The sequence below is a fragment of the Halomonas sp. I1 genome (genome assembly GCF_032334135.1).
Classification (GTDB): Bacteria; Pseudomonadota; Gammaproteobacteria; order Pseudomonadales; family Halomonadaceae; genus Halomonas.
Genome location: NZ_JAVXUS010000026.1, coordinates 1 through 12,713, shown reverse-complemented (window position 1 = coordinate 12,713; position 12,713 = coordinate 1). Strand labels below are relative to the sequence as shown.

Here is a 12,713-nt window from a genome sequence, read left to right as displayed (position 1 = left end):
GACCGTGACGAAGTGTCGCCACCGGCGCCGATGCGCGACTGGCTTTACCCTAACGCCGCTGCGCCGCTACCATTTGCATAAATTCGCCCTATATTTGATATTTTTGGCCATAATGAGTGAGTTTACCGACGCCTGGCCCTATCCGAGACCGGATTCTCCGCCGCTGCTGGCGCCCGAGGAAGCGGAGCACACCCTGGATGTCTGGCTGGTGCCGAAGTTCTCGATGCTGAGTCTGTTCTGTCTGCTGGAGCCGTTGCGCGTGGCCAATCGTTTCGGCCGGGACCTGTTTGCCTGGCGACTGTTGTCCGCCGATGGAGAAGGGCTGGTGGCCAGCAACGGCGTGCGCATCGATGTCGATGGCGAGCTCGATGCCGTGGCCGATGACGCGCATCTGATGGTGGTGTCCTCCTATGAGGCGGAGGCGACCATCCGGGGGCAGGATCTCGCCGTGCTGAGGCGAGTGGCAGCCCATGGCGGTTGGCTGGGGGGACTGGATACGGCCCCCTTCATCCTGGCGCGATCGGGCGTGCTGGAAGGGCATCGGGTCGCGATGCATTGGGAAAGCGTACCGGCGTTTCGACGCGAGTTCCCGCAGCTCAGGGTCAGCCAGGCACGCTTCGAACTCGATGCGTCCCGGCTGACCGGATCGGGAGGGTCGGCGAGCATCGACATGATGCTGGCCTGGATGGAACGGCTCTATGGCCCGGCGCTGGCCAATGCCGTGGGCCGTCAACTGGTGCACCAGCGCGGTGATGATGACCCTTCGCCGAGTCGGGACGAGCGCTATGCGCATTTGCCGCGCAGCGTGCTGCGGGCCCTGGCGGTCATGGAGGCGAACCTGGCCCAGGCGCTGCCCATTCCCGAGATCTGCCGGTTGGTGGGACAGTCGCAGCGCCAGTTGACGCGTCGCTTCATGGCCCATTTCGGCGAGACGCCCAAGCAATGCTACCTGGGCATGCGGCTCGACCAAGCCCAGCGTCTGCTGGCCGCCAGCCATTGTCGGGTCACCGAGGCGGCGCTGGCCACCGGGTTCGCACACCTGGCGCACTTTTCCCGGGCCTATCGGGCGCGCTTCGGGGAGGCGCCCAGTGTGACCGCTGAACGCGGCTGAAAGCGGCCGACAGGACGCTCAGCGAAGGCCGATGTCGGCGGCAGGGGGGGCGAGCATTCGTCGCTTCTCAGACATCGGTGGTGAGACGGCGCTGGCGCCTCGCTCGCTGGACCATGCGGTAACGCGAGCGGATCTCGTCGCGCTCCATGTAGCAGCCCTGTAGCCAGCGGTGGCCGCTGGCGCCCTCGAAGGCATCCCGGGCGTGCAGCAGTCGACGGTTGTCGAAGATCACCAGGTCGCCGGGCGCGTAGGTGAAGCGGATGGCGAAGGCCGGGTCGCGCAGCAGGCGCTGCAGTGTCATCAGTGCCTCATAGGCCGGCTCGACGTCCTCGAAGGCCGTCTGCAGCGGGCCGCGCAGGAAGTCGGCGATGCGCACCTCGAGCAGCTCGCCCCGGGCGTCGAGACGGATCATCGGCTCGTACCACACATAGTCGGTGGTCTTGGCGGTGTTGGCGTAGCACCAGCGCACCCGGGTCAGCGTCGCCCAGGCCGCGGGGTGACGGTCGCGCAGTGCCTCGGCCACGGCGAAGCCGTCGAGCATCACCGCCTGGCCGCCCTCCACGCTGTTCTCCAGGCAGTGCAGCATCTGCAGGCCCGGGTGGTATTCGCGGGTCGGCAGGTCCACGTGGGGCGGCAGGGCGATGGAGGTATAGGCGTTGGAATCCGGGTCCGGCTTGGCCTTGACGTCGAACAGTTGCCCGAAGTTGGTGGGACGCACCGGACCGATACGCCGGGCGATGGCCTCCAGCGAGCCGGGCTCGGTGGGCAGGTTGCGCAGCCGTACCAGCCCCTTGCCGAGCACGCTCTCCAGGGTCGGGGCGAGGATCGCTTCGTCGGCGTCGTCGCCCGCATCGGTATCGAGCAGGCCAGTGGCGTCCAGGGTATCGGGGCCGGCCTCCGGGCCGCCCTGCCAGGTCGTCACCGGCACCAGCGGCGCTTCAGGATCACTGGCATTGTCGTAGTCGTGGGCGCGCAGCCAACCGGGATGGAAGCGCAGGCGGCGATCCTCGGGGGCGAAATCCACGCACAGTGCACCGGTCGCGTCTATCTCGGCGCCTTTGACCTCCGGCCAGGCGGGCAGGGTGGAGAGGTCCAGGATGCGTTCCCGAGTCGCCGGGTTGATGGTGGTGTCGTCGGCGGCGTTCTCGCGCAGCCAAATGCCGTGATAGCGGCTGACCCGGCCGTCGCTCCAGCGCACCGTGACCCGTCGCGAGGTGAAGGAGACCGCGTCGAGATCGGCGTCGATCGGCCAGGCGTCGTAATCCGGCGTGCGTGGCAGTTCGGTGTCGGTCATGGGCATCTCCTGAGATGGCAGCGTGATGATGCGGCTCAGGATGCCAACCGACAGGCAACGCCATGCGACATGATTCGACATCGACTATGCACGATTCGACAATTCGTCTCGAATCAGCGTCTCCTCAGCTGGCTGGGTGTCAGGCCGTAGCGCCTGCGGAAGGCCCGGGTGAAGCTGGAGGCCGAGGCGAAGCCGCTGGCCAGAGCGATGTCCATGATGCCGTGGCGAGTATCGATCAGTAACTGGTGGGCATGAGCCAGGCGCCGTTCCTGGTAGAAATGCAGCGGCGTCTGGCCAAGGTGACGAGCGAAGAGCCGCTCGAGCCGTCGCCAGGAAAGCCCGAGCTCATCGGCCAGTGCTTGGATGCCCAGGGGAGCCTCCAGGTGGGTCTCCATCAACGCAATGGCCCGATGGAGCCCAGGGTCGACATCATTGGCCGGCCGGGCGGTGTGGCGCTGCCGGCTGGCAGGCAGGCGGCCCTGGTCGTGTACGAGCTGTTCACGCACCTGGCCGGCCAGTTCGTCGCCGTGTCGGCGGGCGATCAGGTCCAGGCTCATGTCGATGGCCGAGCTGCCGCCGGCGCAGGAAAATCCCTCGGCCGATATTTCGTAGAGTGACTCGACCGCCTCGATCCCGGGGAATCGCTCGCGAAAGGCGGGCAGGGACTCCCAGTGCAGGGTCACGGTCTGCTCATCGAGCAGGCCGGCGGCGGCAAGTGCGAAGCAGCCCGTGTCCATGCCACCCAGGACGCAGCCGGCCCTTGCACGGGATCGCAACCATTCCAGCAGTTCCGTGTCTAGGGCCTGTTCTGGAGCGAAGCTGGCGCAGACCGCCAGGCTCGGGGTCTCGGGCGCGTCCTGCAACGACCAGGTGGCGGCAAGCGGCATGCCGTTGGAGGCGGTGACGGGGCCGCCATCGCGACTGATCACGTTCCAGTGGAACAAGGTCCGACCGCTGATGCGGTTGGCGATGCGCAATGGCTCGATGGCCGAGAAAAACGCCACCATGGCGAAGCGCGGCAGCAGCAAGAAGCCGATGGATTCCGGCTCGGGAACCTGGGGGTGTAGGCGCATGGACGACGAACCTGGCCGGTGGGCATCGGGGATGATCGGATAGCAGTGACGATTGTAGGGGGCATCGCTTCCTTTGCAATGGCCGTGCAAGGGAAACACTGCACAAATGCCTGCGCGGGCAAATCGCTGCGCTATAGCCGCCATCCATGGCGGCTACCCTGCGGGCCCGTCTAAAGACGGTTCAAATTCGCTCCTGGCGAATTTGTGCGCGGTGCTCGGAATCCTCACCTATACCCCATAGGCTCCGGTTGACTCGAAACCTCCGGTTTCTCGCCCCTTCGGGGCCATCCTTCGGATGTTTGTCGCTCCGCTCGGTGCTGTGCTCCGTGCGCCTTGCGTGACCCACATGGATGTGGGAAATGCGATGGCCCGTCGGGAACGGGCCTAGCCTTCGCTCCGCTCGTCGATTTGTTCAGCGCTTCCCAGGGGGCGCAAGAATGAATTCGCTCTGTCGCATTGTGTCGCCTATGGGTCGACTTGTGAAAAGTCACCCTGATGAAAGGCGTCAGACTGTGAAGGTTCCCCAAGCAACAGGAGATTACCATGCCGATGCTGCACCACCGTCGCCACCTGCTGGGTGCCACCCTGGCGCTGACCTCCCTGGCCGCGCCCATGGCCCAGGCCGATCTCGATGAAGTTCGTTTCGGTGTACCGCCCTGGCCGGGGGTTACCGTCAAGTCCGAAATCGCCGCCCAGTTGCTGGAGGCCATGGGCTACGAGACACAGCAGGATGACCTGGCGGTGAGCGTGATTCTCAATGGTGTTGCCGAGGGGGATCTGGAAGCTTATCTGGGTGGCTGGTACCCGGTGCAGACGGACATGGTCGAGCCTCTGGTGGCCGACGACAAGGTGGAGAAGGCCGCCGCCAACATCCAGGGCGCGATCTCTGGCCTGGTGGTGCCGCGTTACGTCAAGGAGGCCGGTATCGAGTCGGTGGCGGACCTGAATGAGCACCGCGAGCGCTTCGACGGCACCATTCTGGGCATCGAGGCCGGCACTGGTATCAACAAGGCCCTCAATGCGGCCATCGATGAAGACCTGGCCGATCTCGGCGACTGGAATCTGCGCGAGAGTTCCACGGCGGCGATGCTGGCCCAGGCGGAGCAGAAGATGCGCAACGGCGAATGGGTGACCTTCGTCGGCTGGGAGCCGCACTGGATGAACGTCAGCTTCGACCTCGTCTATCTCGAGGATGCCGATGATGCCGGTGTGGCGGAGATCGAGAGCACGGTCTGGACCGTGGTGCCGGATGGCCTGAAGGACCAGGATGCCGATGTGCACCGTTTCATGACCCAGTATGTGGTGGACACCGCCGACCAGAATGACTGGGTGCATGCCTACAGTCACGAGGAACGTCCTGCCGACGAGGTGGCCAGCGAATGGATCGTGGCTAACCACGAGACCGTGGCGACCTGGCTCGAGGGGGTCGAGGCTCGTGACGGGCGTCCCGCCATCGAGGCGGTCGAGGCGCACTTCGACTGAGGCCATCTTGCCCGACAGGTTCCGGCCGGTCATCATGATCGGCCCCTTTACACCCTTGGCTTGCCGTCATGCGCCTCGATTACACCGGACCCACGCCGGAACTCGTCGGCTTTCTGTTGCTGCCACGCTTCTCGATGATGGCCTTCTTCTCGGCCGTCGAGCCACTGCGCATCGCCAACCGCATCAGCGGTCGCCCGCTGTTCGACTGGACGCTGCTCAGCCAGGACGGTGAGCCGGTGACGGCCTCCAACGGCATGACACTGCTGGCCGACCAGTCCATCGAGTCGGTGCATCACCTTCCTTCACTCGCGGTCTGCAGCGGGTTCGACCCGGAATCCTGCCTGAGTCGTGCCCTGATGCGCTGGTTGCACCGTCTCGACGAGGCGGGATGCGTGCTGGGCGGTCTCGATACGGGCTGCTTCCTGCTCGCCGCGGCCGGTCTGCTGAAGGGCGAACGGGTCACCCTCCATTGGGAAAGCCTGCCGGCCTTTCAAGAGCGCTTTCCGGCCATCGCGACCTCGGATGAACTGTTCGAACTCGGGCGTCGGCGATTTTCCTGTGCCGGGGGGGCGGCGGCCATGGACATGGCGTTGGACGTGATCGCCCGTCGACATGGCCATCAGTTGGCCATCGACGTCTCGGAACAGCTGGTGCACGAGCGCATTCGCACGCGCCGCGACCAGCAGCGCATGACCCTGGCACGTCGACTGGGCACCCATCGACGCCGCCTGGTGGAAGCCGTCGACCTCATGGAACAGCATCTGGAGTCCCCGTTGAGCCTGGCGGAAGTGGCGCGGCTCAGCGGCATCTCGCTGCGTCATCTACAACGGCTTTTCGAGCGAGAACTCGGGCAGTCGCCCCGTGACTGGTACCTGAGCCTGCGGCTGGAGCGCGCCCGCTACCTGCTCGAGGAGACCGACCTGGATGTGCTGTCGGTGGGCCTGGCCTGTGGCTTCGGCTCGAGCTCGAGTTTCTCCCGGGCATTTCGAGGTCGTTACGGACAGTCACCCCGGCAAATCCGTAAAGGGTAAGCCGCTGTGGTTCATGTCCTCGGTAATCGTTGTCCCAGGGCCCGACAGAAATCCCGCCAGGCATCGTACATCGAGGGCAGTTCGGCATGAGCGTGCAGGGCACCATGCAGCATGCCCGGGGCACAGCGGTAGCCGATGTCGGCGCCGTCGCGACGCCAGCCGTCGATGGCTGCCTCGAGCGGTCGGGTGAGAGGGTCATGCTCTACTGCCAGGACCTCGATGGCCTCGCCGGGGGCTGAGGTGGCGTCCGGCATCGGTACATCGTCGGCGATGCTGTCCCACAGCGCCAGGATATCGTCCCGCGCAAGCAGCGGTGCATCTGGCCCCAGGGTGTCGGGTGTCGGGCGACCCACCGGTGGGTAGATCAGGCCCAGCACGCCGTGCCAAGGCGACTGCCGAGCGATATCCATGACCAGTCGACCACCGGCGCTGTCACCGACCAGAGCGATAGGCGAGCAGGCTTCGGCGACTCGACGGCAGTCGTCGAGTGCTTCGGCGTAGCGAGCCTCCGGGGCCAGCCGGTAGTCGACACTGATCACTTCGCGTCCCAGCCGCTCGGCGAGGTCGGCGGCGATGCCGTGGTGACTGCGTGGCGAGCCGAGGTTCCAGCCGCCGCCATGGGCATAGAGGATAGGGGCCACCTCGGCATCGACGGCAGGATGGAAGCGTCGTACGCCGACACTCTCAATGTGCCCGTCGTCTACCGCCATGCCTGGAGGGTCGGCGGGCGCAAAGCTTGCACAGAGCGTGTCGTAATGCCGCCGGGCTGCCTCCATGGGCAACCCGGCGAGAGCGTCGAGACCGCTCTCGAAGCGTCGGCGAAAGGCATCGTGTTGCATCATTCGGTTGCCATCCGGGACCGACGCGATTCGCGCAGCAACGAGACCAGCACGCCGGCGGTCATGATCAGGATCACTCCGCTGAGCGGCAGAGCGGCGGCGATCAGGGCGGTCTGCAGGGCCTTGAGGCCACCGGCGACCAGCAGGACAGCCGCCACCAGGCCGATCACCACGCCCCAGAAGACGCGGAAGCGTTGAGGTGGCTCATCGTTGCCCAGTGACAGGATGGTGGTCAGCACCAGGGTGCCGGAGTCCGAGGAGGTCACGAACCAGCTCATCAGCAGGAACACCATCATCGCCGAGAGCAGCCAGCCGAGGGTGCCGGTGCCGGCGATGCCATCGGCGCTGGCGAACAGGGCGGCCGGCAGGTTCCAGGCGTTGACCAGCTCGATGATGCCGGCACTGCCGGGTCCACCAGGGGCTTGCAGTTCCTGATAAAGGGCATTGCCGCCGAAGATGACCAGCCACACGAAGATGATCAGTGTCGGCACCAGCAGCACGCCGAGCACGAACTCGCGCAGGGTGCGGCCTCGCGAAATGCGCGCGATGAACAGGCCGACGAAGGGCGCCCAGGCCAGCCACCAGCCCCAGTAGAAGATGGTCCAGGCTTGCTGCCAGGCGGCCGGTCCGGGGTCGTCGGCGTACCACAGTCCCATGGGAATGAAGTTCGCGGCGTAGTCGACCAGGGTCGAGCCGAAGGCCTGGATCAACCACAGGGTGGGGCCACCCAGCAGGAAAGCGCCGACGACAAGCACCGAGACCCAGATGTTGAGCTCGGAGATGAGCTTGATGCCGCGCTGGACGCCGGAGACCACCGAGAGGATGGAGACAAGAGAGATGCCGGCGATCAGGATGAGCTGGGTGTCCAGGCCGTCACTGATGCCCACCAGCCTCTGCAGGCCGACGGCCATCTGGCTCACGCCGAGCCCCAGTGAGGTAGCGACACCGAACACGCAGCCCAGCACACCGAGGATGTCGACCAGGTGACCGATGGGACCGTAGATGCGTTCGCCGATAAAGGGATAGAGGGCGGAGCGCAGGGCCAGCGGGAGCCCCTTGCGATAGGCGAAGTAGGCCAGTGACATGCCGACGATGACGTAGATCGCCCAGCCGTGCAGCCCCCAGTGGAACACCGAGACGCGCAGCGCGTCGACGGCGCGTTCGTAGCCGATGGCGGTGGCGCCGGCCATGTCGGCATGGGGGTTGTTGGGATAGCCGAAGGCGCCGCTGTCATCCAGGTAGAAGGCCGGTTCGGCAACGCCGAAAAAGAGGATGCCGATACCGATGCCGGCGGAGAACAGCATCGAGAACCAGGCGAAGTTGCTGAATTCCGGACGGCTATCGTCGCTGCCCAGGCGGATGCTGCCGTAGCGACTGACCACGATGAAGGCGCAGACGGCCATCAAGAGCATGACGGTCACGAGGTAATAGCCGCTGAAGGTATTCTCGATCCAGGCGCGTGCTGCCCCGAAGACCTCGCCGGCCAGTTGGGGGCCGAGGCCGGTGAACAACACGAAAGCGAGCACCAGGGCGGCGGAGGTCAGGGTCATGCCCTTGTGCATGCCGCGGAAAAAACCGGTCTGGGACAGCTCGGTCACCATGTAGTCCGTCGATGTCATGGTGGCATCTTCCGACGAGTCGGGCGGTGTGGGTGGGGTTGAAGTAGCGATAAGCCGTATCCTCTCGGAGCCGGGCCTCGGGCCGGCGTTCCCGTGCCCGCCCGGCATCGGCCGGGCGGGATGGCGTAGTAGGGCGATTGGGTGACGCCCTTCGGTGTCAGCGTCTGGCCGGGGGAAGGCCGATGCGCCGGCCGGCGAGTTCCGGCCAGGCATCGGGCTCTGCCCGAGGCAGTGCCTCGACGGCCTCGCCCATGTCGGCCGGGAAGGGCGCCGGTCGGCCGGCCTGGCTGTCGATACCCATCAGCATCTGTTCGCTGGTGGCCAGCAGGTTGCCCTCGCTGTCCCGCATCTCGAAGAAGACGTGCAGGCGCTTGGCGTCGCGGTCCAGCAGCATGACATCGAGGTGCAGTGCCTGGCCCTCGTGGGCTTCGCGGCGATAGCAGAGATGGGTTTCCAGGGTGTAGAGGGTATAGCCGTGGCGCGTCCGGCCGGCCTCGTCGAGGCCGATGGCATCCATCAGCGCCTCCACGCCCAGGGAGAACACCCGGGCGTATTCGGCGTCGTTCATGTGGCCGTTGTAGTCGACCCACTGGCTGTCCACGCGGAGCTCGAGCAGGGCCATCAGATGCGTCCTTCGAGGCCTTCGGCCTCGGGCCAGTATTTCTGCACCAGGTCGAGCAGCTCGACCAGGAAGTCATCGCGACGGCGGTCCAGCTCGGCCACCGGACGGTCGGCGGCCTGGAACTCGCAGCCCTCGACCACCTTGTCGATCAGTTCGTCGGTGAGCTCCGGGGCCTCGAGCTTGGTCCAGGGCAGTTTCAGCGCCGGGCCGAACTGCTCGAGCATGTGACGCATGCCCTGCTCGCCGCCGGCCAGGTGGAAGGTCAGGAAGGTGCCCATCAGCGACCAGCGCAGGCCGCAGCCATAGACCACCGCGGCGTCGACTTCTTCGGTGGTCGCCACGCCGTCGTTGACCAGGTGCAGGGCCTCACGCCATAGCGCTTCCATCAACCGGTCGGCGATATGGCCCTCGATCTCGCGGCGCACCACCAGCGGGCGCATGGCCAGGTCCTGGTAGAGCGCTTGAGCCTGCTCGATCTGGTGGGGCTCGGTGGCCTCCCCGCCGACCAGCTCGACCAGCGGCAGCAGGTAGACCGGGTTGAAGGGGTGGGCAACGATCACCCGACCCGGCACCCAGGCGCAGTCGCGCTGCAGGTCGCTGGGCTTGAAGCCCGAGGTGGAGGAGCCGACGATCACGCCGGGGGCAGCCGCGGCATCGATGGCGGCGAGGATCTCGCGCTTGAGCTCGAGGCGCTCGGGCACGTTCTCCTGGACCAGGTCGGCGCCGGCCACGGCTTCCTCGAGGCTGTCGACGAAGGTCAGTCGCGCGGGCTCGGCGCCCTCGGCGAGGCCCAGCTTCTCCAGCGACGGCCAGGCGTTGGCGACGAAGGCGCGGGTGCGCTCGGCGGCGTTGGGGGCCGGGTCGAAGGCCACGACATCCCACCCCTGGGCCAGGGCTCGGGCGATCCAGCCATTGCCGATGACGCCGGTGCCGATGACGCTGAGTTGATGGCTCATGCTTCACCTCCAGCGACCCGGCCGGTGCTGGGATCGCGCAGGGCGAGGTGTGCACGGGTCTCGGCCGGCGTCATGACACGACCGCCCAGGCCATCGATGATGCCGGTGGCCTTCTCGACGAGTTGGCCGTTGGTGGCCAGCACGCCCTTTTCCAGCATGAGGTTGTCTTCCAGGCCGACCCGGGCGTGGCCGCCGAGCAGCGCCGCCTGGGCGACCATCGGCATCTGGTGACGCCCGATGCCGAAGGCCGCCCAGTTGGCGTTTTCCGGCAGCTTGTTGCGCATGGCCAGCATGGTTTCGGTGTCGGCCTCGGCGCCCCAGGGAATACCCAGGCAGAGTTGGTACAGCGGATCGCCATCGATCAGCCCTTCCTGCTGCAGCTGGCGGGCGAACCAGACATGGCCGAGATCGAAGCACTCGAGTTCGGGTTTGACGCCGGCGGCCTGCACCAGACGGGCATGCTCGCGGAGCCAGTCGGCGGTGTTGATATAGACCATGTCGCCGAAGTTCAGGCTGCCGCAGTCCAGGGTGCAGAGTTCCGGGAGCAGTTCGCCCACCGGCTCGTGACGCTGCGCCGGTGTCTGAATGTCGGTGCCCGGGCCGCCGCGTGTCGGGTCTTCGACGTCGGGAATCCAGTCGCCACCGCCACCGGCGGTGATGTTCATGACGATATCGGTGTCGGATTCACGGACGCGTTCCATCACTTCGCGGAAGTGGTCCATCGAGTGGCTGATACCACCGGTTTCCGGATCGCGCACATGGATATGGGCCACGCTGGCACCGGCGCGAGCGGCTTCGATGCAGCTGTCGGCGATCTGCCTGGGCGTCACCGGCACGTTGGGGTTCTTGCCGGTGGTATCGCCGGCGCCGGTGACGGCGCAGGTCAGGATGACATTGCGGTTCATGGTCGGACCTCCTCGTTAAGTCTGAGAGGAGTGTCCGCGAAGATGGCAATGCAGAGTATATAGAAGGCGACGTCGACTTGACGTCATGCGTCAAACTGCCGTGATGGCCTGGCCATGAACGCATCGCCCCGGCCTGAAGCCGGGGCGGGAGGGTGTGACATCATGGTGTGGCGTCAGGGTTCGACGCGCCCCAGCAGCAGGAACTCGATCAGTGCCTTCTGGGCATGCAGCCGGTTGCCGGCTTCCTGCCATACCACGGCGCGGGGGTCGTCGAGCAGGGTCTCGCTGATTTCCTCGCCGCGATGGGCGGGCAGGCAATGCAGGAAGAGGGCGTTGTCGGCGGCTCGGTCGAGCAGGGCTTCGGTGACCTGGAAGCCGGCGAAGTCCGCCTCGCGCTTGGCCTGCTCCTCTTCTTGACCCATCGAGGCCCAGACATCGGTGGTGATCAGGTCGGCGTCTTCCACGGCCGCTTGCGGATCATGCAGGATGCTGACGCGATCGCCGGCGGCCTCGAGGATATCCTGGCGGGGCTCGTAGCCTTCCGGGCAGCAGATGCGCAGCTGGAAGTCGAACTGTCGCGCCGCGTTGATCCAGGAGTGGCACATGTTGTTGCCGTCGCCGATCCAGACGGCGGTGCGGCCCCGGACACTGCCGCGCAGCTCGGTCCAGGTCATGATGTCGGCGAGTAGCTGGCAGGGGTGGTAGTCGTCGGTGAGGGCATTGATCACCGGGACGTCGCTTGCCGCAGCGTATTCCTCGAGCCCCTGATGGGAAAAGGTACGAATCATCACGGCGTCGACCATTTCGGCGAGTACCCGGGCGGTGTCGCCGATGGGTTCGCCGCGCCCGAGCTGGGTGTCACGCGGGGAGAGAAAGAGCGCGTGGCCGCCGAACTGCGCCATGGCCGTCTCGAAGGAGACCCGGGTGCGGGTCGAGGACTTCTCGAAGATCATCGCCAGGGTACGATTGGCAAACGGCGTGTAGGTCGGACCGTGCGTCTTCAGACCGTTCTTGATCGAGATGGCGCGCTGGATCAGATAACGAGACTCCTCCGGGCTCAGGTCGAGCAGGGTCAGAAAATGGCGGGTGGCCATGGTGTCGCTCCACGAGAAAAACGACCATCCTAGCCAGCCCTCGGGGGATGCGCAATGCGACTCGCATCAGTAGAATGACGTCATCATAAGGCCGACCAGCGTGCTCGGGTATTACCGTGACGCCATGGTCAACACCGCGATCCAGAGGGAAAGCACATGAGCACCACTGTCGAGAACATCCAGCGCCAGATCAGCGAGAACCCGATCCTGATCTACATGAAGGGCACGCCCCAGTTGCCGCAATGCGGCTTCTCCGCCCAGACCGTACAGGCCCTGATGGCTTGCGGAGAGCGCTTCGCCTTCGTCAACGTCCTGGACAACCCGGACATTCGCGCCGAGTTGCCCAAGGTCGCCAACTGGCCGACCTTCCCGCAGCTGTGGGTCGAGGGCGAGCTGGTCGGCGGCTGCGATATCGTCGTCGAGATGTACCAGAACGGCGAGCTCGAGACCCTGGTCAAGGACACTGCTGCCAAGCATCAGGACGACGAGCAACCGGAAGGCTGACCGGACTACGTCCGGAGCTGTAAGCCGTAAGCGCTAAGCTTTAAGAAAACCCTCCGTGGCGATGCCGCGGAGGGTTTGACGTTTTAGGCGCGAGGTTCGGCATACTGAGCTTCGAGCTTCGAGCTTCGAGCTTCGAGCTTCGAGCTTCGAGCTTCGAGCTTCGAGCTTCGAGCTTCGAGCTTC

General features: G+C 65.8%; 12 protein-coding genes. 4 read left to right on the top strand and 8 right to left on the bottom strand.

Features of this window, described 5'->3' with window-relative positions; genetic code table 11:
- Positions 1-112: 112 nt before the first annotated feature.
- Positions 113-1,111, top strand: a complete 999-nt coding sequence (locus RSO41_RS17740; RefSeq protein WP_275288413.1) for a GlxA family transcriptional regulator — start codon at positions 113-115, stop codon at positions 1,109-1,111.
- Between the two features lie 67 nt (positions 1,112-1,178).
- Here the strand turns inward: RSO41_RS17740 and RSO41_RS17735 are convergent, their stop codons facing one another.
- Both RSO41_RS17735 and RSO41_RS17730 read right to left on the bottom strand, forming a co-directional pair.
- On the bottom strand, positions 1,179-2,405 hold the full coding sequence (locus RSO41_RS17735; RefSeq protein WP_315620585.1) for a TauD/TfdA family dioxygenase: 1,227 nt from the start codon (positions 2,403-2,405) through the stop codon (positions 1,179-1,181).
- Positions 2,406-2,518: 113 nt separating this feature from the next.
- Complete coding sequence (locus tag RSO41_RS17730) at positions 2,519-3,478, bottom strand: GlxA family transcriptional regulator (RefSeq protein ID WP_315620583.1); 960 nt, start codon at positions 3,476-3,478, stop codon at positions 2,519-2,521.
- A 543-nt stretch (positions 3,479-4,021) separates the two neighbouring features.
- Between RSO41_RS17730 and RSO41_RS17725 the strand changes: the two genes are divergently transcribed.
- Positions 4,022-4,960 (top strand): ABC transporter substrate-binding protein, encoded by a 939-nt coding sequence (locus RSO41_RS17725; protein WP_315620581.1) that lies wholly within the window; start codon positions 4,022-4,024, stop codon positions 4,958-4,960.
- 68 nt (positions 4,961-5,028) lie between these two features.
- Entirely contained in the window at positions 5,029-5,991 is a 963-nt protein-coding gene (locus RSO41_RS17720) for a GlxA family transcriptional regulator (protein WP_315620580.1), read from the top strand.
- 11 nt (positions 5,992-6,002) lie between these two features.
- On the opposite strand, the gene RSO41_RS17715 is transcribed toward RSO41_RS17720, so the two are convergent.
- The 6 genes from RSO41_RS17715 to argF all read right to left on the bottom strand — a co-directional run bounded on the left by RSO41_RS17715 (position 6,003) and on the right by argF (position 12,026).
- Complete coding sequence (locus RSO41_RS17715; RefSeq protein WP_315620579.1) at positions 6,003-6,833, bottom strand: alpha/beta hydrolase fold domain-containing protein; 831 nt, start codon at positions 6,831-6,833, stop codon at positions 6,003-6,005.
- The gene (locus RSO41_RS17710; RefSeq protein ID WP_315620578.1) at positions 6,830-8,449 is read right to left on the bottom strand and encodes a BCCT family transporter; all 1,620 of its coding nucleotides are present in this window, start codon (positions 8,447-8,449) and stop codon (positions 6,830-6,832) included. The genes RSO41_RS17715 and RSO41_RS17710 overlap by 4 nt, the downstream gene beginning before the upstream one ends.
- 157 nt (positions 8,450-8,606) lie before the next feature.
- Positions 8,607-9,071, bottom strand: a complete 465-nt coding sequence (locus tag RSO41_RS17705; RefSeq protein ID WP_315620577.1) for a thioesterase family protein — start codon at positions 9,069-9,071, stop codon at positions 8,607-8,609.
- Complete coding sequence (locus tag RSO41_RS17700) at positions 9,071-10,027, bottom strand: L-carnitine dehydrogenase (protein WP_315620576.1); 957 nt, start codon at positions 10,025-10,027, stop codon at positions 9,071-9,073. Before RSO41_RS17700 ends, RSO41_RS17705 begins: the two co-directional genes overlap by 1 nt.
- Positions 10,024-10,932, bottom strand: coding sequence for a 3-keto-5-aminohexanoate cleavage protein (locus RSO41_RS17695; RefSeq protein ID WP_315620575.1), 909 nt, complete (start codon positions 10,930-10,932; stop codon positions 10,024-10,026). The genes RSO41_RS17700 and RSO41_RS17695 overlap by 4 nt, the downstream gene beginning before the upstream one ends.
- A gap of 173 nt (positions 10,933-11,105) precedes the next feature.
- Complete coding sequence (gene argF / locus RSO41_RS17690) at positions 11,106-12,026, bottom strand: ornithine carbamoyltransferase (RefSeq protein WP_315620574.1); 921 nt, start codon at positions 12,024-12,026, stop codon at positions 11,106-11,108.
- A 156-nt stretch (positions 12,027-12,182) separates the two neighbouring features.
- On the opposite strand from argF, the gene RSO41_RS17685 reads away from it, so the two are divergent.
- On the top strand, positions 12,183-12,530 hold the full coding sequence (locus RSO41_RS17685; protein WP_315620573.1) for a Grx4 family monothiol glutaredoxin: 348 nt from the start codon (positions 12,183-12,185) through the stop codon (positions 12,528-12,530).
- The last annotated feature ends 183 nt before the right edge of the window (positions 12,531-12,713 follow it).

Coding starts and splice junctions, on each gene's coding strand:
- RSO41_RS17685 (WP_315620573.1), top strand. CDS start 12,183: ATGAGCACCACTGTCGAGAACATCCAGCGCCAGATCAGCGAGAACCCG.
- RSO41_RS17715 (WP_315620579.1), bottom strand. CDS start 6,833: ATGATGCAACACGATGCCTTTCGCCGACGCTTCGAGAGCGGTCTCGAC.
- RSO41_RS17695 (WP_315620575.1), bottom strand. CDS start 10,932: ATGAACCGCAATGTCATCCTGACCTGCGCCGTCACCGGCGCCGGCGAT.
- argF (WP_315620574.1), bottom strand. CDS start 12,026: ATGGCCACCCGCCATTTTCTGACCCTGCTCGACCTGAGCCCGGAGGAG.
- RSO41_RS17725 (WP_315620581.1), top strand. CDS start 4,022: ATGCCGATGCTGCACCACCGTCGCCACCTGCTGGGTGCCACCCTGGCG.
- RSO41_RS17700 (WP_315620576.1), bottom strand. CDS start 10,027: ATGAGCCATCAACTCAGCGTCATCGGCACCGGCGTCATCGGCAATGGC.
- RSO41_RS17735 (WP_315620585.1), bottom strand. CDS start 2,405: ATGACCGACACCGAACTGCCACGCACGCCGGATTACGACGCCTGGCCG.
- RSO41_RS17705 (WP_315620577.1), bottom strand. CDS start 9,071: ATGGCCCTGCTCGAGCTCCGCGTGGACAGCCAGTGGGTCGACTACAAC.
- RSO41_RS17740 (WP_275288413.1), top strand. CDS start 113: ATGAGTGAGTTTACCGACGCCTGGCCCTATCCGAGACCGGATTCTCCG.
- RSO41_RS17730 (WP_315620583.1), bottom strand. CDS start 3,478: ATGCGCCTACACCCCCAGGTTCCCGAGCCGGAATCCATCGGCTTCTTG.
- RSO41_RS17720 (WP_315620580.1), top strand. CDS start 5,029: ATGCGCCTCGATTACACCGGACCCACGCCGGAACTCGTCGGCTTTCTG.
- RSO41_RS17710 (WP_315620578.1), bottom strand. CDS start 8,449: ATGACATCGACGGACTACATGGTGACCGAGCTGTCCCAGACCGGTTTT.